This window comes from Desulforhopalus glucosivorans (assembly GCF_054397165.1).
This window is the reverse complement of the sequence record NZ_AP044854.1, coordinates 3,648,756-3,674,501: the sequence shown is the minus strand read 5'-3', so window position 1 is coordinate 3,674,501 and position 25,746 is coordinate 3,648,756. Positions and strand designations below refer to the sequence as shown.

20 protein-coding genes are annotated in these 25,746 nt (G+C 45.5%); 11 read left to right on the top strand and 9 right to left on the bottom strand.

The annotated features are described in order from the left end of the window. Positions 1–165 precede the first annotated feature (165 nt). The 5 genes from map (at position 166) to ACX6CI_RS15855 (ending at position 4,258) form a co-directional block, all read left to right on the top strand. The gene (gene map / locus ACX6CI_RS15875) at positions 166–1,161 is read left to right on the top strand and encodes a type I methionyl aminopeptidase (RefSeq protein ID WP_458774627.1); all 996 of its coding nucleotides are present in this window, start codon (positions 166–168) and stop codon (positions 1,159–1,161) included. Positions 1,162–1,163: 2 nt separating this feature from the next. Next, positions 1,164–1,400 (top strand): hypothetical protein, encoded by a 237-nt coding sequence (locus ACX6CI_RS15870; RefSeq protein WP_458774626.1) that lies wholly within the window; start codon positions 1,164–1,166, stop codon positions 1,398–1,400. 623 nt (positions 1,401–2,023) lie between these two features. After that, the gene (locus ACX6CI_RS15865; protein ID WP_458774625.1) at positions 2,024–2,311 is read left to right on the top strand and encodes a PqqD family protein; all 288 of its coding nucleotides are present in this window, start codon (positions 2,024–2,026) and stop codon (positions 2,309–2,311) included. Further along, positions 2,295–3,137 carry a hypothetical protein gene (locus ACX6CI_RS15860; RefSeq protein ID WP_458774624.1) on the top strand — a complete coding sequence of 281 codons (843 nt, stop codon included), beginning with the start codon at positions 2,295–2,297 and terminating at the stop codon, positions 3,135–3,137. Before ACX6CI_RS15865 ends, ACX6CI_RS15860 begins: the two co-directional genes overlap by 17 nt. After that, positions 3,134–4,258, top strand: coding sequence for a nucleotidyltransferase family protein (locus ACX6CI_RS15855; RefSeq protein WP_458774623.1), 1,125 nt, complete (start codon positions 3,134–3,136; stop codon positions 4,256–4,258). The genes ACX6CI_RS15860 and ACX6CI_RS15855 overlap by 4 nt, the downstream gene beginning before the upstream one ends. Positions 4,259–4,451: 193 nt before the next feature. Here ACX6CI_RS15855 and ACX6CI_RS15850 read toward each other — a convergent pair whose 3' ends face one another. From ACX6CI_RS15850 to ilvD, 8 genes are all read right to left on the bottom strand, one after another. Beyond that, the gene (locus ACX6CI_RS15850) at positions 4,452–4,943 is read right to left on the bottom strand and encodes a hypothetical protein (protein WP_458774622.1); all 492 of its coding nucleotides are present in this window, start codon (positions 4,941–4,943) and stop codon (positions 4,452–4,454) included. 42 nt (positions 4,944–4,985) lie between these two features. Then, positions 4,986–5,327, bottom strand: coding sequence for a hypothetical protein (locus tag ACX6CI_RS15845; protein WP_458774621.1), 342 nt, complete (start codon positions 5,325–5,327; stop codon positions 4,986–4,988). A 1,284-nt stretch (positions 5,328–6,611) separates the two neighbouring features. Beyond that, the gene (locus ACX6CI_RS15840; protein ID WP_458774620.1) at positions 6,612–8,267 is read right to left on the bottom strand and encodes a PAS domain-containing sensor histidine kinase; all 1,656 of its coding nucleotides are present in this window, start codon (positions 8,265–8,267) and stop codon (positions 6,612–6,614) included. Positions 8,268–8,611: 344 nt separating this feature from the next. Beyond that, complete coding sequence (gene ilvA, locus ACX6CI_RS15835) at positions 8,612–10,120, bottom strand: threonine ammonia-lyase, biosynthetic (RefSeq protein WP_458774619.1); 1,509 nt, start codon at positions 10,118–10,120, stop codon at positions 8,612–8,614. An 84-nt stretch (positions 10,121–10,204) separates the two neighbouring features. After that, on the bottom strand, positions 10,205–11,257 hold the full coding sequence (locus tag ACX6CI_RS15830) for a 2-oxoacid:ferredoxin oxidoreductase subunit beta (RefSeq protein ID WP_458774618.1): 1,053 nt from the start codon (positions 11,255–11,257) through the stop codon (positions 10,205–10,207). After that, a complete protein-coding gene (locus ACX6CI_RS15825; RefSeq protein ID WP_458774617.1) occupies positions 11,254–13,101 on the bottom strand; it encodes a 2-oxoacid:acceptor oxidoreductase subunit alpha in 1,848 nt (615 codons plus the stop codon). Before ACX6CI_RS15825 ends, ACX6CI_RS15830 begins: the two co-directional genes overlap by 4 nt. Next, positions 13,098–14,870, bottom strand: a complete 1,773-nt coding sequence (locus ACX6CI_RS15820) for an FAD-dependent oxidoreductase (protein ID WP_458774616.1) — start codon at positions 14,868–14,870, stop codon at positions 13,098–13,100. Before ACX6CI_RS15820 ends, ACX6CI_RS15825 begins: the two co-directional genes overlap by 4 nt. 303 nt (positions 14,871–15,173) lie before the next feature. Further along, on the bottom strand, positions 15,174–17,012 hold the full coding sequence (ilvD, locus tag ACX6CI_RS15815; RefSeq protein WP_458774615.1) for a dihydroxy-acid dehydratase: 1,839 nt from the start codon (positions 17,010–17,012) through the stop codon (positions 15,174–15,176). A 144-nt stretch (positions 17,013–17,156) separates the two neighbouring features. Between ilvD and ACX6CI_RS15810 the strand changes: the two genes are divergently transcribed. From ACX6CI_RS15810 to ACX6CI_RS15790, 5 genes are all read left to right on the top strand, one after another. Next, entirely contained in the window at positions 17,157–18,341 is a 1,185-nt protein-coding gene (locus ACX6CI_RS15810; RefSeq protein WP_458774614.1) for a type IV pilus twitching motility protein PilT, read from the top strand. Between the two features lie 79 nt (positions 18,342–18,420). Next, positions 18,421–19,143 carry a hypothetical protein gene (locus tag ACX6CI_RS15805; protein ID WP_458774613.1) on the top strand — a complete coding sequence of 241 codons (723 nt, stop codon included), beginning with the start codon at positions 18,421–18,423 and terminating at the stop codon, positions 19,141–19,143. A 259-nt stretch (positions 19,144–19,402) separates the two neighbouring features. Further along, positions 19,403–20,950 carry a DEAD/DEAH box helicase gene (locus ACX6CI_RS15800; protein WP_458774612.1) on the top strand — a complete coding sequence of 516 codons (1,548 nt, stop codon included), beginning with the start codon at positions 19,403–19,405 and terminating at the stop codon, positions 20,948–20,950. Positions 20,951–21,256: 306 nt separating this feature from the next. Next, complete coding sequence (locus ACX6CI_RS15795; protein ID WP_458774611.1) at positions 21,257–22,987, top strand: 30S ribosomal protein S1; 1,731 nt, start codon at positions 21,257–21,259, stop codon at positions 22,985–22,987. A gap of 138 nt (positions 22,988–23,125) precedes the next feature. Further along, the gene (locus ACX6CI_RS15790; RefSeq protein WP_458774610.1) at positions 23,126–23,410 is read left to right on the top strand and encodes an HU family DNA-binding protein; all 285 of its coding nucleotides are present in this window, start codon (positions 23,126–23,128) and stop codon (positions 23,408–23,410) included. On the opposite strand, the gene ACX6CI_RS15785 is transcribed toward ACX6CI_RS15790, so the two are convergent. Then, positions 23,394–24,005: an L-threonylcarbamoyladenylate synthase gene (locus ACX6CI_RS15785; protein ID WP_458774609.1), complete on the bottom strand. Its 612-nt coding sequence runs from the start codon at positions 24,003–24,005 to the stop codon at positions 23,394–23,396. The genes ACX6CI_RS15790 and ACX6CI_RS15785 overlap by 17 nt on opposite strands. A 245-nt stretch (positions 24,006–24,250) precedes the next feature. Here ACX6CI_RS15785 and guaB point away from each other — a divergent pair, with 245 nt between their 5' ends. Then, entirely contained in the window at positions 24,251–25,720 is a 1,470-nt protein-coding gene (gene guaB / locus ACX6CI_RS15780; RefSeq protein WP_458774608.1) for an IMP dehydrogenase, read from the top strand. Positions 25,721–25,746 lie beyond the last annotated feature (26 nt).

Here is a 25,746-nt window from a genome sequence, read left to right as displayed (position 1 = left end):
CGAAGTCTCTGCTTTTCGGAAGATAAAGTTCTGAGCGCAACGATGAAGTTGGGCGAAGGACCAATTGTTCAAGGTGGCCTTAACTGAAAAAGATACTCGGCTACACTATATATTAACAAAAACGTAAGTTGAAAATTACGCGAATTAAAAGGTCCGTTGGCTATCATGAAATTACTTGGAAGAAATGATCTCTGCTGGTGTAACAGTGGTAAAAAATATAAAAAATGTCACCTCCTCTCAGATGAAAGAGGTGAGACTTCACCTCCTGGTACTGCTCAAAAGATGAAGAACCCAACAGTTCTTGCAGGCAGAATTAGTCCGACGCTCGAAGTACCTGAATCCATAGGTCGGCCTGAGTATGCTGTAACTGGAAAGCCCACCACGAAAAAACTTTCTTGCAAAAAAACAGATCAAAACCAAATTGACCTGATGCGTAATGCCGGCAGGATAGCACGGGATGTCCTTGATACCGTTTTGAGTCAAGTGAGAGCTGGTATCACAACAGATGAGCTTGATAAGGTAGCCCATGCCAGGACCATTGAGTTAGGAGCTTATCCCAGCCCACTTAATTATATGGGGTTTCCTAAATCGATCTGCACCTCAGTCAATGAAGTAGTGGTCCATGGAATACCCGATGCAAGAACTCTTGTGGACGGAGATATCATCAACTGTGATGTAACAATTTATGTTGATGGGATGCATGGAGATTGCTCCGAGACTGTCTTTGTAGGTTCCGTTGATGAGGCCTCTAAAAAACTCGTTCAGGTAACCTGGGAATGTTTGATGAAAGGTATCGATGTGGTGAAGCCCGGCGTGTTCTTTAATGCGATTGGTAAGGTTATTGAGCGACACGCCACAGACAATGGTTTTAGTGTCGTTCGTGAGTTCACCGGCCACGGAATTGGCCAATATTTTCATATGGCCCCATATGTTGCTCATTTCTATGAAGCGGGTAATAAGAAGGTGATCGAAGAAGGTATGACCTTTACCATCGAACCGATGATTAACGCTGGAGGTGCCGAGTGTCGCTTTTGGAGTGATAAGTGGACTGCGGTCACAACAGATCTCTTTAGAAGCGCTCAGTTTGAGCACACCATCCTGGTAACAGCAGACGGCGCTGAGATTCTTACCGGTGGTCGAGAACCATTTTTTCTGAAGTAATTATGCTGACGATTCTTTGTGCCGCCTGCAGAACGAAGCTGTGGAAGTATGAAAAACGTGGCCATGGCCATGTGGTGCGTTGCCATAAGGAGAGGATTACCAAATGGTATAAGGCCGATGTCGTCGGCCACAAGGTGTTTTGTAAATGTGGTAAGCCCATAGGTGTGGATAAGGATGGCCACTATCGTATGATTGCCGGTTCTTTTACCCATACCGGAACCAAGCAGAACAAGAAGTAGGTGGTGGTCAAGGTTATGCTGATGCAGGCAGACAATAAAGTCAGACAGTTTTTACTATTAGCGGTTGATCGATTCTGCTGTGTTGTATTGTATGCTGCCTGACAATATTAAAGCTTATCCGTCGAGTCGTTTCGCAGAAACAGGAATAGTCCTTAGTTGCGGTTTTACTTAAATGGTTATCATTGCCATTGATAGCTTGTACCATTGCGATAACTTGTGTCACTGCAGATTCGCAGTAGTAAGGTGTTCATCCGTTTAAAGCTGCTCCTCAAGAAATTTTTCCTGCCAGCCTCAAGGCCCCAGACCAAAGTAATATTAGTCGTTCACTAGCGAGACAGTGGCGCAATTACAAGTCAGGTTTTTGGCCGAATTTGAGCTGACATTTACACCTGAATATACTAGGATTGTGGTGAACGTGCAGGTTTCTAAATATTTTAGATTCTTAGTGGATCTCATTGTGTCTCTCTCCCGTGGCCTGAGGTATGATGATGCTTTATAGGTAGTGTCACATTGCATGGGTCGTAATCACCAATCTGTACGGAACATTACCTGAGATAATTGTATTGAAATCGAGTGAATTATTACTCCGACAAATGTAAACAACTCTATGACGTGACATAAGTATGGAAGATTATCAGAAACCGATAGTAAATCGATCATTTACAGTAGAAAACTTTGATGGCGAGACCCTTCTCTATAGCGAAGCAGGGACTCAGGCAGTTTACCTCAATGATGCAGCATATGCCGTCTGGTTGTTATGTAAAGAGAACATGACTACCGGTCAGATGATCAGTTATCTTAAAGAGGTTTATCCAAACCAGAAAAAGCAAATAGGAGACGATGTTGTGTCCGCTCTGGAAACACTTCAAACAAACGGTGTGATTGAGTTTGCAGATGAATGGCAATCCTAGAGTCTACCTGATTGGATTCGGCGATCATACATTTGAAATGCGTTGCAACAATGATGATGCTTATGGCATAGCTGAGTTTCTGTTTCTGGACTTTCCAGGGTCGATGGCAGCAACTTCCATAAAACAATATGATATCATTTCATCTGGACCGATCCCGATGTTGTCTCTGTGGGAAGGTGACAAGCGGCTCTATTTTGGTACTTCTCGGTATCAGTTGGCTTACATTCTGATGAATGAGGTCTTCTTTTGTTGTATCAATACTAATACAAGCCACCATGCCTTGCATGCCGGTGCTGTCTATCGAGATAACAGGTGTATTATCCTACCGGGTCAGAGCGGTAATGGTAAAAGCACACTTTGCAGTTGGCTGATTATGAACGGATTCCAGTATCTGACGGATGAACTCGTTTTCCTGGATGAGGACGCGCAGGTGCTACCGATAACAAGACCAATCAGCCTGAAGGTCGGCCCATCGCATAAATCATGGTTACTGACAGAGGAGCATGATGGCATTATCACAAGCGATTCTGGTTCCATGATTCCTCATCGGTTACTGAACAATAACTTTAAGCCCAGACAGCCGAAGGCCAGCGATATCATTTTTCCGCAATATGCACCTGATGCTCAACCCGGCTTAAAGGAAATCTCACCGGCCAAAAGTAGCCTTTATCTGCTCCGTTCTCATGTCAATGCACGAAACCTGCAGGGGCATGGTGTCTCTGAAATGGCCTCTATAGTCAAAAAATGCCGGTCGTTCACTCTCTGCTACCGTTCATTTGATGACCTGCGGGACATCTTCAGCCAGAAGTCGGAGCAGTTTGCATGAAACGGTATCCGATCCTTGAGGTCTGCGCCAGGATTGAAGGGCACGAAATACAACACCAGATACTGCGGGAGTATTGTCGTGGTTTTGATGATTGGCAGGGGTTGCTTGAGTGTTCTGAGCGTGAAGGTATGGCACCATTGCTACGGAAACATCTGCTGGAATCAGAAGCTGACATTCCGCCTTCGGTCCGCAGGAGTCTAAGTGTCCTTTATAAACGGCACCAGCGACATGCTGCTGTGCGATTGCAGGTAATGGAAGAGATACTGGACTTGTTTCAGCAACACAGACTGACCCCGATGCTCATTAAAGGCGCAGCCCTCTGTTGTACTCTCTATTCCGATCCCGGACTTCGGCCTATGCGCGATATGGACATACTCTTTCGACCATCGGAAGTGGATGAGGCCCAGGGAGTGCTGAGGAGTGTCGGTTTTATACAGTCTGCTGCTCCGATAGCATCGGATCATTTTCATTTACCGTCTTTGCATAAAACAATTGAAAATGTGACGATATGTATCGAACTGCATCGTGGACTGTATCCGAACTGTCCGCCGCATTACCCTGAAGTTGATTTCGAGTATTTGCTGAGGACGGGAAGAAAAATCAGTGTTGCAAATTTCGACGCTATGACCTTCAGTGACGAGGAAACCCTAGACTATCTATATCAACACGCCTTTCGCACGCCGTTGACATACGAGCCATACAAGCTGATCAACGCTGCTGATATCATCAGTTTTACGGAAAAATATTTCCACACCTTGGGTTGGCATCTGATTCGGGAGCGCTTCCCGTTGACAGAAAAAACGTTGCCGTTGCTGCATCATATCTCTCCGTGGAACTTCGAGAGTATTCCTGAGAGTTTTATTTCTTCGAAGGCTCGCAAGCGCCGCATGGAACCGTTACCGTTTAATGGTTGGCCACGGAAAAGGCGCAAAGAACTGCAGGCGGAGGGAAAACCACTGTCTCAGATATTGTTGACTACTTTCTTACCGTCGAAATGGTGGCTAGGCGTGTACTATGGAGAGCTGACGGCTCTCGGATGCCTCCGTTGTCTGTTGTGGAGGCATCCTGCTCAAATTAAGTGGTGGTATCGACTGTTGAGTTTATACTCAAAAAAACTCTAGTACTACTTTGCACGTTCCAAGGTGACTGCAGCTGCCTTCATTATTGCAGGGCCTTTCTGGTCATCACGAGTATCATAATCCTTTATTTCTGTACAATAGTTAAAGTTTATTGGGGTTCTCACAAGTCTGGAAAACCACGTACTCAGCCTTAATCAAGAGTAAGACGTTTTATTTCGATGCCGAATTCAGGTTATTACCGTGTCATCGTCGCACTATAGTTGTCGCTAGGGTCAAGCTGTGTAATTGTATTTCCATCATCACTAATTGTGGCCCCTATCAAATCATAGTTTTCATCTGCAGTGCTATTATTGGCGTAAATATCAATCGTATTTCCAGAAACAGAATAGGTACCGCTTGGACTTGTACCATCGTCGATACGCGAAGTCCAAGTTCCGTTCGCATTAAAAGTTATAGTACCGGTAGTTCTGTCAGAATCACTAAAACGCCAACTACCCGTTACGTCTACAGTAGTTGTACTGCTGGTACTGCTCGAATTGCTATTACTACTTGTACTGCTCGGACGAGATTCGGAGGCAACTGCTTCACTTGCAGGTCCACCTGCGCCATCTCCCGCAGTAACATTGGTTGCCACACTTGTTATTCCCGGACCTCCACCTACCTCAACGAAGGCTTCAAAGTATCCTTGTTCGTTCGTTGTTACTACTACTGTCGTGCTATCAGCCATTTCATCTTCTCCATTATATAAAAATTCTTATCATGCATTTAATTAAGATTTAGACGGTGTGAGTACGATTTTTACAGGCACTCCAGCAGTTGCTGGGTTAACAAACCCGCTAACTTTTACCGTGATATTTTTAGTAGTTGAATCACCTAATCTGTATTCTACTGCAAGATTATTTATGATTGATCCACCGCTGGTTGCAGCATGAGCTGGCAAGAATACCTGTTCTATAATTGGGGTTCCCCATTTTGCAGGCATCATATTGTATGCAGCAAGTGCAGTAACGCCACCAACGATAGTTTTTACAGCCTTACGCCTGCTGGTATTTTCAAGGCCAACTCTATCGCCTGTTTTTGCATCGGTAGTTTCTTTCGCTTTGTTTGTCATGGATTCTCCTCTCCGAGATTTGTTACAAAATAGTACATAGTTGTATTAGCATGGTTTTATTATGTTTTTTGGCGCCTACACTACATCTTTTGTTTGATATTATCAACCCCAAAGACGTGTAAGGGATGTGAATTGTAAAGTGTTGATACATGTTAGAAATTAGCATACGTATAACCAGTTTTGGAAATACGTTAAAAGGATAGGCTTCTGATAGCGACGCAACATACAATTCGTTATCGATTCTTTGTCGCTCCATGGAGAATATATTCGAAATTACAAAACTTGATGACGATTAAACATAAGTCTGTAAGTGGCAAATGTGCAAAGAGTGTTGGTTGAATAGATATAGAAGCAATCTATTTTAAAACAGAGAATAATATTGACACTCCCTACGGAACCCCGGTATTGGAGTCTCTAGTAGAATTCTATATCTATCGTTTTTCTGATTAGACTAAATATTACTCCCGCTTAATCAAACCCTGGCATGATCAAGAATTTGACTCTGATTTTCTATCTGTGATTGACCAAAAAATTCCCAGGAAAATTGTAGGACGCAACCACAAGGTGCAGGAGAATGTTGAATATGCACATCACCAATGTAAACCGATTTGTATGTTTTTGTGGCTGAACTTCTTCTTGAAAGGGTAGAACCGTCTATTCCAATTGAATTGTGCCAAAATGGAGTAACTGTAGAACAGAGATTTCCTAAAATCACATAATTTCAGCAGTTGATCTTCGTGCTTAGCATTGCCAAGCCGAAGGTAAGCAGTTATGCCTCACCCTCAGACTTTAGATTCTTCCTGTGTCTTTTTGGAGCATGTTACACTCTAAGTTGCTCCATTGCGCGGAAGGGCATTGAAAGCGGGGATGATTAGTAGAACACGTCAAACTATATTGTTTGATGACAGCTGACTTACTCACTGAGATCGGTATATTGGCAGACCCCAATGTGAGAGGATTCTATGAGAAAATGGGTTACACCTACCAAAAAGAACACCCCTCAACTATCGAAAACAGAACAATTCCATACTTAGTACCTTACTCAGGAAAACCTGTCATACAAAACAGGTAGCGTAGACTCCGAGAAAACTGAGTTGAGGTAAATTGTTTCGAGTAATTCACAAGGTACTTATCCCGTTTATAGGTGTTAGCCTTGCGGCTGTAGTAACACTACCTATGAGTTGCCAGTTGCTCAGAGAATAAACCTGCAATGTCGATCGGGTCATTTGATCGGGCGATTACATGAGTAGTTGGTTGAATGTGGATGATTTTTTAGACAGGAAGTTATGTCTTTAAGTTAGGGGTGACAGTAGGGTGGTCAGATATGGAGTGTGGGTTCCATGTTGGTAGATAGATAGTAACTACGGTGCTAAAACCTTCTTCTTGATCAATTATTATATGGCCTGAATGTTTCCTGGTAATCGAGTAGCTTGTGGTGAGACCAAGGCCTAGGCCCTTTTGGGCGCCACGTTTTTTGGTAGAAAAATAGGGGTCAAATACCTTTGCTAGGACTTCTTTAGCTATACCTTCCCCCTTATCTTTGATGTTAATCTCGATATAATCACCAACCTTTTCAATTAATCTCTTTCCATATAGTGGAGACGTTTCACCTATATCTATATTGGAGACTGTAATGGTGATGGGACCTCCATGTGCCATTGACTCCTTCGCATTGTCCACTATTGATCGGACTACTATTGTGAAAAGGCCTTCATCTATGTATACAGGTTTGAGATTGGGTTGAAAAGTAATCTCTACAGGGAATTTTTTGCCAGTAGGGAAGCGCTCTAACACTTTTTCAATACAGCTGTTGATTGATTTTTTTTCAAAGGTCAATGCTTCCCCATGGGTAAACGCGAGAAGACGCTTTGTTAACTGTGAAGCTGTTTTTACTGCATCTTCAGCTTCAACTATAAGTGATGAAGCGTGAGAATCAGGGGGGAGAGCAGTGGACTGCTTGAGCATAAGGAGATTACCTAAAATCGTCAAAAGCAAATTGTTGTAGTCGTGGGCTATGCCACCAGCGAAAATGCCCGTTGATTCAATTTTTTTGGCAAGTAGTAGTTCGGTCTCCATCTGTTTTCGATTACTGATGTCTCTGTAGATGGTCATTTTTGATACTGAGCCATCCAGATGATGTATAGGTGAATTAGTTACTAAATAGGTGCGGCCGTCATGCTTGCTTTGCACTTCCTGCTCCAATGTTTCACCGTTATTTACTCTGGGGAAGGCACACCAGGGGCATCTGACTTCTAAATTATGCAGTGTCTCATGGCACAAACGCCCAGTGGCGTCGTAACCAATTTGCTCAACCATTTTAGGGTTCATATATTCAATGGTTAAATCAGGGCTGCATATATATACTGCGTCGGTCATGGATTCCATCATTGATCGATATTTTTCTTCGCTTTCCTCGAGGTTCTTTTGAATATTCTTTCGATCGGTGATATCAAGCATCAAGCCAAGTAATCCGGCTACTTCACCTTCATGATCTACGTAGGTCGATTTGTAGAAAATGAAATCTCTCAAAATTTTGTCAGTACACTGTACTTTAGTCTCATAGACCTGGATACCGGGGGAGTTGAAAAGTTTTTGATCCTGCTGGTAGTAAATATCTGCGAGCTTCTTTGGGATTGCGTCAGGGAGGTCGTATAGGGACGAGCCAATGAGTTCTTGGGGGCTGATACCCAAAATCAGATCAGCAAAAGATTGGTTACAGCCGAGATAGATTCCTTTGGTGTTTTTGTAAAAAACCGGATTTGGAATAGTATCAAAAAGTGTTTGTATAAAGGTGAGTCGGTCTTGCAGTTCACTCGTGATTTGTGAGTGGGAGTCGGTTGTCTCGAACTGCTTGTCTTTTCTGGTTTGCTGTAGCTGCTGCTCCAGTTCGTTTATTCGATCAAGTAGTTGTTGAGTAGTCGGAGTGGGTGAAGATGTCATGATGAATGTCCAGAAAACGTAGAATTCGTTGGTCTAATTGAAATTTTTGTACAGCAAACAATATGAATTAAACATTGTTTATCAAAATATAGATCACCCTGTGTAACATAATATTAGTAATAATAACAGTCGTTTGGCTGAGTTAATTTCATCGTAAGCTCCGGCATTTAGCCCTTTTATTTGGGCGAGCTAAATAAAGTGTATCATATTTGATGGCTTTGGGAAAAGTTGATGTTCTCTTCGCTGGGCTGAGAGGACAAACGATAGTTGTTTCATCCATGTCCGATGATGTCAGTTTGCCTGCCTTTCATTAGGCAAGCTATCTCGTTGACGGAGCAGGGACGTTACAGAAAAAGTTTGTAGACAGGGTTATCAGTTTCCTCCCTGTAGCGGTAGCCGAGGGAGTCCAGTCTATCTTCAAGATTCTTGTCTATTCCCTCGGGGCACTCTAGGCCAATGAGCACCCGGCCAAAGTCACCACCCTGGGAGCGATAGTGGAAAAGGGAGATGTTATGATTGCCCTTGGTCGCTTCTAAGAAGCGGGTGAGAGCACCGGGAGTTTCAGGAAACCAGAAGCGGAACAGTCGTTCATTATTCACCACGTCGGATTTGCCCCCGACCATATAACGAATATGGGTTTTGGCGAGATCATTGTCCGTGATGTCCTGGTTTTCGTAGCCCGCAGTTGTGAGTTGTCGGGCAAATTCAGTGCGTTCGTTACTGTTTCGAACAGAGATGCCGACAAAGATGTGTGCAGCGCTCCTGCTGGATAGTCGATAGTTGAATTCGGTGATGTTGCGTTCTCCAACCAAATCGGTACAGAAGGCTTTGAGGCTACCTGGGAGTTCAGGGATTTTTACGGCAAATAGTGCTTCCTGATGTTCGCCAATAAGCGTCCTCTCAGCGACATAGCGGAGGCGTTCAAAATTCATGTTGGCCCCGGAATTAATGGCGATGAGCGTTTTTCCCGTGCACTCTTCTTCTTTGATGTATTTGAGAATCCCAGCCATACCGAGGCCACCTGCAGGCTCAACAATGGAGCGTGTTGCCTGGTAGATCGCCTTCATGCCACTGCACAACTCATCGGTGCTGACTTTAATTACCCGGTCCACATATTTGCGACAAATATCAAAGTTGAGGGAGCCGACCTGACGGACTGCCACACCATCAGCAAAGATGCCCACGGTTTTAAGTAGAACACGATCGCCACTGGCAAGGGAGTCGTGCATGGCGCTACTGTCGATGGGTTCAACCCCGATGATTTCTATTTCCGGGCGGAGTGTCTTAATGTAGAGCGCTACTCCCGCAATAAGACCGCCACCACCCACAGGTAGGAAGATAGCGTCAAGTTGCCCTGGGTTCTGCCGCAACAATTCATCGCCAATAGTACCCTGGCCAGCAATAACGAGCGGGTCATCAAAGGGATGGACTGTGATCATACCTGTTTTTTTTCTCAACTTTTCTGCATGTTCTGCTGCTTCAGAGTAGTTGTTGCCAAAGAGTTCAACCGTTCCACCCATTCGTTCCACTGCCTCGATTTTGATAGCAGGTGTTGTGGCCGGCATCACGATAAGGGCATTTATGCCAAGTCGTTTTGCTGAAAATGCAACTCCCTGTGCGTGGTTGCCGGCACTTGCTGTGATGACACCTTTTTTCTTCTCTTCAGCGGTGAGGTGGGAGAGCTTGTTGTAGGCTCCTCTCAGCTTAAAGGAAAAAACCGGTTGCTGATCCTCCCGCTTTAAAAGGATGGTGTTACCGGTCTGTAGGGAGAGGGCTTCTGCCTTATCCAGGCTGGTTTCAACGGCGGCTTCATAAACCCGTGAGGTAAGAATTTGTTTAAAAAGCGTGTGCAATGGAGTTACCTCAAAAGGAGTGAAAAAAGTGGGGGATAAGACCGTACTGCTTCAGTGTAAAAGCAGTACGGTGAAAGGGGTATGTTATCGCAATCCTTCGTTAATTTTCTGCAGGGCAGCGTTGCCAGGACAGAGATCTTTTTCAGTCAGGCTGTTTAAAGGCCTGTGGGTGGAGTTGATTATATCGTGGGTTTCCATGATATCCTGATTCACATAGAGAAGTCCGGTGAGCAGTCGACCCTTTGCTTTTTCGGTCTCCAGATTGTTTACAGCGGTAAGCCTGTCTGTAACATCTTTAGTGTTGTCACTCTTGTGGAGCAAGATCTTGCTACCATCGTGCATAGTGACTTCCCGGCTGGTACCTTCTTCATATTCTGCAAGTATTTCCTGTTGCAGAGGAACAAAATCAAAGGTGTTGGTTGCCTCTATGTGTTCCCGCACATACTCATAGCTCTTTGTGGAAGTAGAGGTGTTGTTAAAGGTTACACATGGGGAGATAATGTCAATAAAGGCAAGGCCACTATGTGCAAAGGCTCCTTTTATCAGTGGTACCAGTTGTTTTTTATCTCCTGAAAAACCACGGGCCACATAGCTTGCTCCAAGTTCTATGGCAAGCTCACAGAGATCGATGGATGAATATGGATTTGGCACACCCTTCTTGCCGGCTGACCCCTTGTCAGCGGTGGCGGAATCCTGGCCCTTGGTGAGGCCATAACAACCATTATTCATGCAGAGGTAGTTTAGGTTGAGGTTACGACGCAGGGCGTGGGCAAACTGTCCCATGCCGATGGATGCAGTATCACCATCTCCTGAAACCCCGATGTAGAGAAGGTCACGGTTGGCCATGTTAGCCCCCGTTGCAATGGATGGCATTCGTCCATGGACAGAGTTAAAGCCGTGGGACCTTCCTAAAAAGTAGGCTGGAGTCTTCGATGAACAGCCGATTCCAGACATCTTGGCCACCCGGTGTGGCTCCACTCCCAACTCAAAGCAGGCTTGGATTATACCGTTGGTTGCTGAATCGTGCCCGCAACCGGCACAGAGGGTTGAGATAGCACCTTCATAGTCTTGTCTGGTGTAGCCGGCCGAATTTTTCTTCTGATTCGGGTGACGGAAATTGGGTCGATCAAAGCTCATGCCTTTCCTCCCTTATTTATTGTCTCAGGCTGAGGGTTTGCACTCAGCAGGGAGTCTATTTTTTCAGTTATAAAATTAGCCGTAATCGGCAGGCCGTCATAGTTGAGGATGGACTGTAGCTTCATGGGAGAAATGTTGTCCTCAGTCATGAGAAGGGTGCGCAGTTGCGCGTCCCGGTTCTGTTCTATAACAAAAATTGTTTCGTGGTCATTGATGAAGTCGACCACCTCCTGCTGAAAAGGAAAAGACCTGATTCTAAGGCTGTTGATTTTAAGGCCGTTTTTGGCAAATCTGCTGATGGCCTCGTAGGCGGCGTGGGTGGATGTTCCAAAAAAAAGAACACCTACCTTATTTTTTGGATCACGAATTTTCTTTCTGGGTGCTGGACAAATGTTTTTCGCGGTATCCCATTTAACGAGTAGTCGTTCCATACCAGCGAGGTAGATTGAGCTTTCTTCGGTGTAAGCGGAGTACTCATTGTGGGATGTACCCCTGGTAAAATAGGCGCCCTTGGTGGGGTGGGTGCCGGGGTATGTGCGGTAACAGATACCGTCGCCGTCAACATCGAGGTAGCGTCCCCACTTTTCTTTGAGATTATCCAGGTCTTCTGCGCTTAAAACCTTTCCCCGGTCATACATCCGTTTATCATCCCACTCAAGCGGGCCGGAGAGGTGGTCGTTCATACCTAAATCGAGATCGGACATGACAATAACAGGAGTTTGCAGTCGCTCTGCAAGATCAAAGGACATTGCACCGAGTTCAAAACATTCTTTCGGGTCACAGGGAAAAAGCAAAACATTCTTTGTGTCGCCGTGGGATGCATATGCACAGGCAAGAATATCAGACTGTTGGGTTCTTGTGGGCATTCCTGTACTTGGTCCTGATCGCTGCACGTTGACAAGAACTGCCGGGATCTCAGCAAAGTAGGCGAGACCTAAAAGCTCGGCCATAAGTGAGACTCCGGGGCCTGAAGTTGCAGTAAAAGAGCGTGCTCCATTCCAGGCAGCACCAATGACGATACCAATTGCTGCTAGTTCATCTTCGGCCTGGACTATGGCAACCTTGTTACGACCGGTCTCCTCTTCGACCCTGAATTTTTTAGTATAGCGTTCAAAGGCTTCAATGACAGAGGTCGACGGGGTGATCGGATACCATCCTGTAACTGTTGCTCCTGCATAAACAGCACCGAGGCCTATTGCAGAGTTTCCGTCCATGAGTATGCCATCGCCCACCTGGTCACTTTCTCTGATGGAAAGCTTACATGCATCGGGATAGTGTTCCTTGGCGTAGTCGTAGCCAAGCTCAAGGGCCTTGATATTTGGTTCTGCAAGCTTTGGCTTTTTCTGGAACTGTTTTTTTATGGAATCCGTGAGGATGGAAAATTTCAGGTCCAGAAGATATGCAAGGGAGCCAACATAAATAATATTTTTTAAGAGTTGGCGTAGTTTGGGGTTACTGAATTCGCTATTGCACAGCTGGGTGAAAGGAATACCAATTACGGTGATGTCATCGCGCTGGAAGTCCTCAGGCAGGTCTTTTGAGGAGTCATGGATGAAATAACCTCCGGGAAGCAGGTCGCGGTAATCTTTATATAGGGTATGGCCATTGACGGCTACCATAAGATCAACGCCTCCGCGCCTTCCTAGAAAACCCTGTTCATTTACCCGTACCTCATACCAGGTGGGGAGACCCTGAATATTTGACGGGAAAATATTCTTAGGACTGACAGGGACACCTGCCCTGAAAATTGCCTTGGCGAAAAGGTTGTTAGCGCTCGCAGAGCCTGAGCCGTTGACATTGGCAAAGCGAACAACGAAATCATTTATGCTTTCAATCTTACTCATTTTTGTCCCGCCTCTGGAGTTGTAAAGGTGAATTTCTGCATTTCCCATGATGAGGTTGGGCAGCGTTCAGCGCAGAGACCACAGTGCAGGCAAACGTTCTCATCTTTAACCATAACCCTTCCCGTGGGAAGTGGTTCAGAAACATAGAGGGACTGCTCCTTGTTGTCGGCCGGAATAATGAGGTTTTTTCTGAGCTCCTCTTCACTGCCATTACTTATAAAGTTGATACAGTTTTCAGGGCAAATATCCACACAGGAGTCACATTCGATACATGTTGGTGCATCAAATACGGTCTGGACATCACAGTTAAGACAACGAAGCGCCTCCTGGTGCCCGGTGAGCTTACTGAAACCAAGCTCCACCTCCATCAGCCTGTTCTTCAAAGATTTGACCTTGTCCACAGTGGGAACCGCATATCTCTTATCCTCAGAAATATGGCTCTCATAGAGCCACTCCTGCAGGCCCATTTTTTGACTGATAAGTGTTGTGGTGGGGCCGGGGCGATCATACAGATCCTTACCCTGGCAGAAGAGATCGATGGAGATGGCTGTCTCATGGCCGTGGGCCACTGCAGTGATCACATTTTTGGGGCCAAAGGCTGCATCCCCGCCAAAGAAAAGCTTGGGAATGGATGATTGGTGGGTGAGTTCGTCCAGGACCGGAAGACCCCATTGATTCATCTCAAGATCTACATCAAGAAAAGGGTAGGCGTTTTCCTGTCCAACCGCCATTAGAACCTGATCGCAGGGAATAAACACTGGAGGCTCATCTTTTGGTATCAGAGAACGTTTGCCCTCTGCATCGTATTGGGCTTCAACTCTTTGAAAGTGCATACCCACAAGAATCCCGGCTTTGACGACAAAATCTACCGGGGAATGGTTGTCAAGGATTGGAATACCTTCTTCCTCTGCGTCTTCAATCTCCCACGGAGAGGCCTTCATGTCAGACTTTGGACTTCGTACAAGGACCTTAACCTCATCGCCGCCAAGCCTTTTGGCCATCCGGCAGCAATCCATGGCCGTGTTTCCACCACCGAGAACCAGTACCCGTGGAGGAGAGTTGGTGATATGACGATAGAGTACAGAGGCGAGGTATTCGATGCCGATAAAAACAGATGGGTCGGCTTCCTCTCTGCCTGGCAGGTTGGGAAGATCACGGCCACGGGGGGCGCCGGTGCCTACAAAGACGGCATCATAATCTTTTTCAAGTATCTCTTTTAAGCTGTCAACACGGTGGTTAAAATGGGTGTTTACTCCGAGGTTTAGAATACGATCAACCTCCTCATTTAAGACCTTTTCAGGCAATCTAAAAGATGGAACCTGGGTTCGGACAAAACCTCCGGCCCTACTCTGGTCATCAAAGAGATCAACCTCATAGCCAAGGGGCAGGAGATCACGCGCAACAGTCAGCGAGGCGGGACCTCCACCGATGAGGGCTATCTTTTTACCGTTTTTCTTTTTTGGGATCTCAGGGAGAAAACTGGTGTCATCACTTTTGTAATCAGAAGCAACCCGCTTAAGGCGACAAATCGCCACCGGATTATCTTCTACCCGTGAGCGTCTGCAGGCCGGTTCACAGGGGCGGTCACAAATGCGTCCCAGGATTCCAGGGAAAACATTGGATATCCAGTTGATTTTGAAGGCTTCATCATACTTGCCCTGGGCGATTAGGCGTAAATATTCTGGCACAGGTGTATGGGCCGGACACGCATATTGGCAGTCAATGACCTTATGGAAGTAATTGACATCTTCGATGTTTGTCGGTTTCAAGAATCACTCCTCAGTTTCGTTAAAATGAGTTGTAAAGAAAGGTACTGCGATGGAAACCAACAGTATACGAGATTGCGGACAATAATTAGTATTGGCATCTGGCAATGTGGTCTCCCTTCAGGTGAGGTTTGTATGTTGCTATAAATTACTTTTATTAAAATAAGAAATTCAGGAACGAAATAAAAGTAATTTTTATTACTAACAAGTAAAGAAGTTATCTGATAAAAGCAGAAAATAAATAAAGGGTGGAGTCGTATCTGACCACACCCTTTATTTGTTCTGCTCTAAGATTGTTTTTTTGCCCTAGTCTTCAGGCAGGATTCTTACTGCCCCCTGGTCGGCGGAAGCGGCAAACAGTGCATATGCTTTAAGAGCAGCACTCACATGACGTTGACGGCCAACAGGCTTAAAGGCTTTTTTGCCCTTTGCTTCTTCAGCCTTTCTTCTTTCAGCCATCAGTTCATCTGAGATATCGAGGTTAATAGACCTTCCAGGGATATCTATATTGATGGTGTCTCCATCTTCAATAAGACCAATGGCTCCGCCGGCTGCAGCCTCAGGTGAAACGTGCCCGATGGAAAGGCCTGAGGTGCCACCGGAAAATCTGCCGTCGGTTACAAGAGCACACTCTTTTCCGAGATGGATAGATTTAAGATAGGAGGTAGGGTAGAGCATCTCCTGCATTCCTGGGCCGCCTTTAGGACCTTCGTAGCGAATGATAATAACGTCTCCTGCTGTAATTTTGCCACCGAGGATGGCATCACAGGTATCATCCTGGGAGGAAAAGACCCGTGCGGTGCCGGTGAACGTAAAGATAGAAGGATCTACCCCAGCGGTTTTAACGATACAGCCGTTTTCTGCGATGTTACCAAAGAGAACAGCGAGGCCACCTTCCTTGTCGTAGCAGTTTTCGAGATCGCGGATGCAGCCGGTCGCCCGGTCAAGATCCGCTTCCTGGTACATGGTGTCCTGGGAGCCCATGACAAGATTTAACCCAGTTTGTGCAGGCGCACTAAGGTAGAGAGTCTTTGCCGCTTCGGTGTGACTGGTGTTTGAGAGGTCCCATTGAGCAAGAGTTGCTTTCAGGCTTGGAGAATCTACTCGGCTGACACTTGAATCGATGAGTCCAGCCCGATCAAGTTCTCCCAGGATGGCCATAATGCCGCCAGCCCGGTTAACATCTTCCATATGGTAGTGGGAGCTTGGTGCAACTTTACACAGGTTTGGCACCTTGCGCGATAAGGAGTCGATGTCTGCCATGGTAAAGTCAACTCCGGCCTCTTTGGCTATGGCAAGAAGGTGGAGTACAGTGTTTGTTGAACCACCCATGGCGATGTCTAAAGTCATGGAGTTCATAAAAGCGCTTTTTGAACCTATGGAGCGTGGAAGGACTGAGGCATCTTCATTGTCATACCAGGCGTGGGCCATTTCAACTATTCGTCTGGCGGCCTGTTCAAAGAGGAGTTTACGGTTGGCATGTGTAGCAACGACAGTACCGTTTCCTGGAAGGGCAAGACCGAGTGCCTCGTTAAGGCTGTTCATTGAGTTGGCTGTAAACATTCCTGAACAAGAGCCGCAGGTAGGGCAGGCACATCGCTCAACTCGTTCTATATCCTCATCACTCACATTTTTGTCAGCAGCCTGAACCATGGCGTCAACGAGATCATAGCGTTTATCTCCGTCAACACCTGCTTCCATGGGGCCACCAGAGACAAAGATGGTTGGAATATTAAGGCGCATTGCTGCCATGAGCATTCCAGGGGTGATCTTGTCACAGTTGCTGATACAGATCATTGCATCAACGGTGTGGGCATTACACATGTATTCCACTGAGTCCGCAATAAGATCTCGGGAGGGCAGGGAATAGAGCATGCCGGAGTGACCCATGGCAATACCATCATCGATTGCGATGGTATTAAATTCTGCGGCGAAACAACCGGCATCTTCAATGATCTTTTTGAGATGTTGGCCGATCTCGTGGAGGTGGACATGGCCGGGGACAAACTGGGTGAATGAGTTGACAATACCAATGATAGGTTTGCCAAATTGTTCTTCTTTTACTCCATTGGCCCGCCAAAGACTTCGGGCTCCAGCCATTTTTCGTCCCTGGGTTGTTGTAGCACTGCGCAGTTGAATCGCCATGATGTCTTACTCCGGAAAATATGTTGTCTATATGTAACAAGAAGAAATGTGTAGAAAATTTGCATAAAACATGTAAAAATTGTTAGACTTACGACAATATACTACGAAAATCAGTGGTCGTGCACAATTTTTCAGGGGAGCAGTATGAAAAAAACGGAAATAGATTACTGGATTGCGGCAATGCTTGAGGCTCACAGCAACGTGTCGGATCTAAATATAACCGTGGGGAAGTCTTTACAGGTTGAATCGTCAGGTGTGTTGGTGCCCGTCAAAGTGGCCCCACCTGTGTCTCAGTTGACACCTTTTCAGACCGAAGTTTTCGCTCTGAATCTCATTGGTAATAATCGCCGTCTGTTGCGGGACCTTGTGGAAACAGGCTCCTGCGATATGAGTTATTCGCTTTCAGATAAGGCGAGGTTCAGGGTAAATATTTTTACCCAGAAAGGTTACTTTACAACGGTCCTGAGAAAGCTTGAGACCCAGGTTCCTTCCATTGAAAACATGCAGTTTCCTGAAGCCTTTGGCAAGATGGCGGCAGAACTTAATGGATTGATCCTCTTTACCGGTGCCACCGGTACCGGTAAGACAACATCTCTTGCCGCACTGTTAAACCGCATCAATCAGGAACGATCTGTACATGTGGTGACCCTGGAAGATCCCATAGAATATGTGCATGAACAGATGCAGGCAACTTTTAACCAGCGGGAACTGGGGAATGACTTTTCAACCTTTCCTGTGGGGATGCGGGCAGCACTGCGCCAGGCTCCAAAGGTTATTCTGGTGGGTGAAATGCGTGACAGGGAGACCATGGAAATTGGTTTGACGGCTGCAGAAACTGGCCATCTTGTTCTCTCAACCCTGCATACAATCGACGCTGGGCAGACCATTAACCGTATACTCGGTATGTTTGAGCAGGAAGAGCAGCCGCAGGTTCGAAACAGGTTGGTGGATACCCTTCGTTGGATCGTCAGTCAACGTCTGCCGCCTCGTGTTGGTGGTGGTCGAGTTGCAGCAATGGAAATTCTGAGAACCAGTTTGAGAGTAAAAGATCTCATCATGAACGGCGAATCAGAAGATAAAACCTACTACAATATAATTAGTGAGGGCTCAGCCCTTGATATGAGGACGTTTGATCAGCATATCCTTGAGCTCTTTAGTAGAGGAATTATAACTGAGAAAAGTGCTATCACTTTCTGTTCCCAGCGAGCTGAGATGAATCGTGGGCTTGACAGGATCAAGTCTGAAAGGGGCGAGTCGACCACAAACTTGACTGGTCTCGCCATGGAGGAAGAGGAAGAAGATCAAGGGTATGGCTCATATCGTCGCTAAGCTGTTATCTTAAATTGTTATACGCTGCTCAGACTCACCATGAATAGTCTGGAAAATCACTTGAAGGTATGAGGAGATCATGCAAGTAAACTGCCCCCATTGTGCAAAACAGCTGAAATTAAGTGGTAAGATTAGGGAAAGTATCGAGAAGTTGGCACCTGGCCAGAAGATCAAGGTGAAATGCGTGTATTGCACCAAACCTTTTGGTCTAGATGCCCTGAGTGTTGATGTAACTGCAGTACCTAAAGATGTGCGGAAGAAGACTCCAGCCCCTTCAGTGCCCCTTGGTAGTAAAATCCGGCCACCGGCGCCACCTGACGTGAATTGGTTGGCTGAAGGTATCTTTGATGATGAAGAGGTGGTTGAGGATATACCACGGGCACTGATCCTCATGCCTGATGTTCCTTCTAAAAAGATAGTGATCCAGGCCGCAGTGAAGTTTGGCTATCAGGTTGAGCAGGTACAGGATGTGGATGAGGCTATTGAGAAGATGCGTTTTGTTAATTATGCGGCTGTTTTTCTCCATAGTGGCTATGAGAATGCGGGTATTCTTTCTGGAAAATTTCACAGCTATATGCGCACCATGGATATGTCTCGCAGGCGATATATCTTATATGTACTTTTGGGTGATGAATTCGAAACGCTGTACGATCTGCAGGCCCTCGCCTATTCGGCAAATCTTGTGGTCAATGATCGGGAACTCGATCACATTGGTGTTGTTCTTAAAAAGACGATTCCTGAGTATGAACGGCTGTTTGGGCCAATTATGGATGAACTTCGTATAGCAGGAAAGGGTCAGTAATTATCGAGGGTGCAGCAGTTTTTCTATAGTACCAGAGTAGAGTTTGTCTTTATTTCTTGTCTGCCGCAGCAATTTATTTCTCTCCTGTTGTTATATTTCTCCGAGCCTACTATTGTGGGCTCGGTTTATTTCCCAATTTTCCGGGGGTAATTCTAACTCTTCATGGCCATTGCACGCAATGCAACCTGAGTAGTTCTCTTTTACGGCTGATTTCTGTAGTGTAGCTCAGCGTAATTCCATCTTCAATTGAGTATTTAAAATGAAAAAAATTATCCTCTCCGCTTCCAAAAAAATGAAGCGAATATTCCAGGCGGGCAAGCTGCGTTATGGCAGGTTTGTGGGAGCTGGAGAGAAGAAAATCGTCGAGGCGGAGCCGAGTGCGGGTATGGACGTTGCTGAGCCGGTAAAACAGACATCGAGGGCCAAAACTCTGCCGCAACAAGAGAGAAAGACAGCTCCGAAACCGCGAAAGCCTCCCTGGTCTATTGATAAGTTTGAAGTAACTCCAATGCCAGGTAAATCACGATTTCATGATTTTGAGATACCGTTGAAAGTGATGCGTGCCATAGCCGATCTTAAATTTGAATATTGCACAGCGATCCAAGAAAAGGCACTCAAAGATGTGCTCGCGGGGAAGGATTTAGTTGGAAAAGCAAATACTGGTACCGGCAAGACAGCGGTTTTTCTCTTGGCGATTTTTTCTAGATTATTGCACGGTAAAAAGAATAGAAAAGGTCAGCCACGGGCACTGGTTCTGGCTCCTACAAGAGAACTGGTTGTGCAGATTGCAAAGGATGGAACTCAACTTGCCAAATATTGTAATCTTACTGTACGGGCTGTTTATGGAGGGGTCGATTATAAGAAGCAGCAGGAAATTTTAGTGAACAGAGGTTGTGATCTTCTGGTTGCAACCCCCGGCAGGCTACTTGACTTTGTGGGAAAAGGAATTGTGGATTTGAGTCGTTGTAAGATTCTGGTTCTTGATGAAGCGGACCGGATGCTTGATATGGGGTTTATTCCTGATGTGCGTCGTATTATTGGTCGCGTTGCAGCAAAGGATCAGCGGCAGACCATGATGTTTTCGGCGACAGTAACAGATGATGTTCAACGTCTCGCTTCTCAGTGGTGTGTAAAGCCGGCTGTGGTGGAGGCAGAACCGGAGCAGGTGGCAGTAGATACGGTTGAACAGACCGTGTATCTCACAACAGCTGAGGAAAAATATGCCGTTCTCTATAATCTTATAAAAGCGCATCCGGATGATCGAATTATCGTCTTTGCCAATATGAAAAACGAGACGAAACGGCTTGCCGACAGGCTACAGCGCAATAGCATTGACTGTGTGTTGCTTTCAGGTGATGTGGCGCAGAATAAACGAATGACCCGCCTTGAGAGTTTCAGGTCCGGTAAGGTGAAGATTCTCGTTGCAACTGACGTTGCCGGAAGAGGTATCCATATAGATGGAATTACCTTTGTGGTGAACTATACCCTCCCTTATGAACCGGAAGATTATGTCCATAGAATCGGTCGGACCGGCAGGGCTGGGGCAGAGGGTAAATCAGTAAGCTTTGCCTGTGAAGAGGGGTCGTTCTATCTACCTGAAATAGAGGAATATATTGGAAGAAAACTTGAGTGCGTTGTTCCTGAAGAATCCCTCCTTGTTCCAGCACCAAAAGGTACTGCAAAGCCCCACGACAATGCCCGGCCCAAGTCTACCCATAAAAAAGGACAACGACAGGGACAGAGACCACGAAAAAAGACCTATCATAAAAAACCATCTTCCAGTACCGGTAATACTACGCCAAAATAGATGGTGTTTATGGGAAAAATTCATAAATTCAAAATGTTATGTTGGTGGTTGGTCTCTGTTTTTTTCTGTATGCAGGGAGTGCAGTTACCTCAGGGTGGCTGCCTCAAAAAATAAAAAAACACAATTCGGTAAGAAGTAGTTGTCCTTTCGATGAAAATTTGATATACAATACTGTTCAAATCTGAGAAGGTTACTCTCCGCTGTGGAGTGTGGCCTTTATTACTTTCTACTTGATCTCCCTGCAGTGGTAACGAGTAGATGAATTTAACGCAGTTGGTCCTTAGGTCCACAGGAAGAAAATAATCCATGACAGAACAACTTAATCAATCAGCCCAGGACAGTATGGAAGGAATGAGCTTTGCAGAGCTCTTTGAGATGCCAGAAAACAATAAGGTTGTTGCCGTTGGCGATGTCGCCATGGGAACTATCATCGGAACCGTTGATGATTACCTCCTTGTTGATGTTGGAGATAAAGCAGAAAGCTATATCGCTAAGTCTGAATTCCGCCTGGAAGATGGTGAAGAGATAAACATTGGTGATGTCTACGAAGTATTCGTAGAGCGTCGTAAAGAAGAGGGTGGACTCCTCCTGTCACGAGAAAAGGCCATTGCAATTAAAGTTTGGGAGAAGATTGCAGAGATTCAGGAAGCTGATGAAACTATCTCCGGAAAAATTGAAAGTCGTGTCAAAGGCGGTATGTCTGTTGATATCGGTGTTCCAGCTTTCCTTCCATATTCTCAAATTGATCTTCGTCCAGTTAAGGATTTGGATGCGCTCATCGGCAATTCCATGGATTTCAAAATCCTTAAGTTTAACAAGAAGAGAAACAACGTTGTTATTTCCCGTCGTGCAATTCTTGAAGAAGAGCGTAACAAGCTTCGTGAAGAAATGCGTTCCAAGCTCGAAGAAGGTCAGATCATTACCGGTGCGATTACCAATATCACCGATTACGGTCTCTTCATCGACATGGGCGGCATGGACGGTCTCTGTCATATCACCGATCTCTCCTGGGGACGTGTTTCGCACCCAGCTAAGCTGTACAAAGTCGGCGAAGATCTCGAAGTTAAAGTTCTTAAGTACGACAAAGAGCATGATCGTGTATCCCTTGGTGTTAAACAGCTTCGCGACGATCCATGGGCAACCGTTGTTGACCGTTACCCAGTAAAAGAAACCACCCAGGGTAAGGTTGTATCCATCACCGATTACGGTGTCTTTGTAGAACTTGAAGAGGGCGTTGAAGGCCTCATTCACGTATCTGAAATGACCTGGTCCAAGAAGCCTCGTCACCCAAGCAAGATGGTTTCAGTAGGTGATGAAGTTGAAGTTATGGTTCTCAACATCGAGACCGAGACCAAGAGAATTTCCCTTGGTATGAAACAGCTTCAGCCTAATCCTTGGGATCTGGTTACTGATAACTACCCAGTTGGTTCTGTTATTGAAGGTAAGATCAAGAATATCACTGATTTTGGTGTGTTCATCGGTATCGAAGAAGGCATCGATGGTCTGATTCACGTATCTGATCTTTCCTGGACCGAGCGCATCAAGCATCCTTCAGAGAAGTACGCTAAAGGTGAGACCATTGAAGCGGTTGTTCTAAAGATTGATAAAGAAAACGAGCGTTTCTCCCTTGGTATCAAGCAGATGGTTCCAGATCCATGGCAGGCAGCGTACAACAACTATCCTTCCGGAACTGTTGTTGAAGGTGAAATCACTAACGTTACCGATTTCGGTGTCTTCGTGAAACTTGAAGAAGGTATTGAAGGTCTGGTACACGTGTCTGAGCTTTCCAAAGACAAGGTGAAGACCCCTGTCGGAATGTACCAGATGGGTGATGTCCTGAAAGCTATCGTTATCAATGTTTCTGCAAAAGATCGTAAAATCGGTCTCTCTGTTAAAACCCTTGAGGGTGACGACGAGGAAGTAGCAGTAGAGAAGTTCAAGAAGGCTGAAAAAGTTGCTACTGAAGCGGCTCCATCAACCTTTGGTGACCTCCTCAAAGCTGCAGCAGAAGGTAGCGACACCACAGAAAACGAGTAAAGTAGCGCCGTAACTGGTGCTTTCAATGTAGCATAAAGGGTTGTCTTGCCAGGATTCTGGCTAGACAACCTTTTTTTATATTTTTTTGGTGCCGTGGGTATAGGCACTGGTAATCTCTATTTATAATAGTTGTCAGGTATGTTGAAAAAAGATCTCGTAGATAAGGTAAGTTCCGAGCTGTCCATGCAAAAACAAGATGTAAGTCTAGCGGTGGATATTATGCTCGACACGATGTCAAAAGCGCTGGTTGAAGACAGGCGTATTGAGTTGAGAGGTTTTGGAAGTTTTTCAGTGAGAAGTCGTAAACCACGATCCACAAAAAACCCCCGTACCGGAAAGATCATGGATATTCCGGATAGAAAGACCCTACATTTTACCATGAGTAAATCGTTGAAAGAGGCGTTGATCAGCGAAACGGAGTAACATCTCCTTTTCCTTCACGCAATATTTCAGGATAATCACCGGTAAGATCAATGACTGAAGATGGATCGGGATATATAGAACCTGCGTCAATAATGATGCCTATTCTGTTACCGATATACTCATCTATCTCATAAGGCTCTGCAAGGGTGGCTTCGTCGTCTTCCAGCTGAATGCTGGTATTAACGATGGGGTTGCCCAGAGTTTCTAAAAGGAGCTTGCTGATCGGATGGGTCGGGACTTTTATACCCACTGTCTTCTGCTTGGTTGCCATAACCTTTGGGACCAGTTTAGTACCTGGTAGTACAAAGGTATATGGGCCGGGAAGATTTTTTTTCAGGAGCCTGTACGCAGTGTTTGAGACATGGGCATACCGACTGATATCACTCAGGTCGGAGCACATGAATGAAAACGGCTTGTGTTTGGGCCGTTTTTTTAACTGCATGATCTCTTTTAAACTTCTTGCATTGAAGAGGTCGCAGCCGAGTCCATATCCGGTATCTGTTGGATAACAGATGATTGAGCCGCTTTTGAGCATCTTTACAGCTCGATCTATTAATCGTTGCTGTGGATTGAATGGATTAATTTCAAGCAGCATTGGCTGAGAATCCTTTTACTGTAGTAAAGGTTTATGGTTCGGCCTTGATGTTATCTCAAGAGATAGCATACAAAATATTAAAAGATTATTTAGAGAAATGCCTTACTGTACTTCTCTAAAATATAACGCATAATTAGAAATACAAAAGGGCCAACTGAGCTTCTCGTCCGGGTTAGAGTATAAAAACCCCCAAGAGAGGTTGCTCTGAGGTAGTTTTTGACTTCAATCCCTGAAAAGGAGGGAACATGTTACCAGACCAGATAGAAACTGCACTCACATTTGATGATTTACTTCTTGTTCCATCAGCTTCCGATGTTCTGCCTAACGAAGTGAGTCTTGCAACACGGTTAACTGACACCATTAATATTCAGACGCCGCTTTTAAGCTCAGCCATGGATACTGTGACTGAGTATCGCACTGCAATTGCAATGGCAAGAGAGGGTGGTATTGGTATCATTCACAAAAACATGTCCATTGACGAGCAGGCTTTGATGGTTGAAAGGGTTAAAAAGTCGGAATCGGGTATGATTATCGACCCGATAACTGTTACCCAAAATCAATCAGTGGCTGAAGTTCAAAAGATTATGAGCGAGTATAAGATCTCTGGTCTTCCTGTACTTAACGAAGGAAAACTTGTCGGTATTGTGACAAATCGAGATCTTCGTTTCGTGTCCGATGATGGTTTGCGTGTCTCTGATGTTATGACCTCTAAAAAGCTTGTTACTGCGCAGGCTGGTATCTCTCTTGAACATTCGAAAGCGCTTCTCCATGAGCACAGAATTGAAAAGCTCCTTGTTGTAAATGATATTGGTGCGTTAACAGGTCTTATTACCATCAAGGATCTTGAGAAAATTAAGAAATATCCACATGCAGCAAAGGATGATTTTGGACGTCTCCTTGTGGGCGCTGCCTTAGGTGTCGGGCCAAACATTGAAAGCCATGCAGAAAAATTAGTTAAGGTAGGCGTTGATGTTGTGGTTGTTGATTCGGCCCATGGCCATTCCCAGGGAGTGATGGGTGCCGTATCCAGAGTGAAGAACGCCTTTCCTAACCTGTCTGTAATTGCAGGAAATGTGGCAACCGGAGAGGCAACGGAAGCGCTCATTAAGGCCGGAGCTAATGCTGTGAAAGTCGGTATCGGGCCAGGATCTATCTGTACAACACGAGTTGTGGCCGGAGTAGGTGTACCTCAGATGACCGCTCTGCAAAAATGTGTAAAAGTTGCCAATAAGTTTAATATACCGATTATAGCTGATGGTGGAGTTAAGCATTCTGGCGATGTTGCTAAAGCAATCGGTGCCGGAGCATCTTCGGTTATGCTCGGATCACTTTTTGCTGGAACAGATGAAACTCCAGGAGATACATTTCTTTATCAGGGCAGAACCTATAAGTCCTATCGTGGTATGGGGTCAATTGGTGCAATGAGTCAGGCGGATGGGTCTGCTGACCGGTATTTCCAGTCTGAGGTGACCTCTTCATCGAAGCTTGTTCCTGAGGGTATTGAAGGAAAAGTTCCTTACCGGGGGCCAATCTCCACCGTTTTGTATCAGATGCTTGGCGGGCTACGTTCGGGCATGGGCTATGTGGGCGCTGCAACAATTCCGGAGCTTCAGGAAAAAGCTACTTTTGTTCGGATCTCTGCAGCAGGTCTCAGAGAGTCTCACGTCCATGACGTTATTATCACAAAAGAAGCTCCAAATTACAGAACTGCTTAAGACTACAGTAAAAAATAGAATTTACG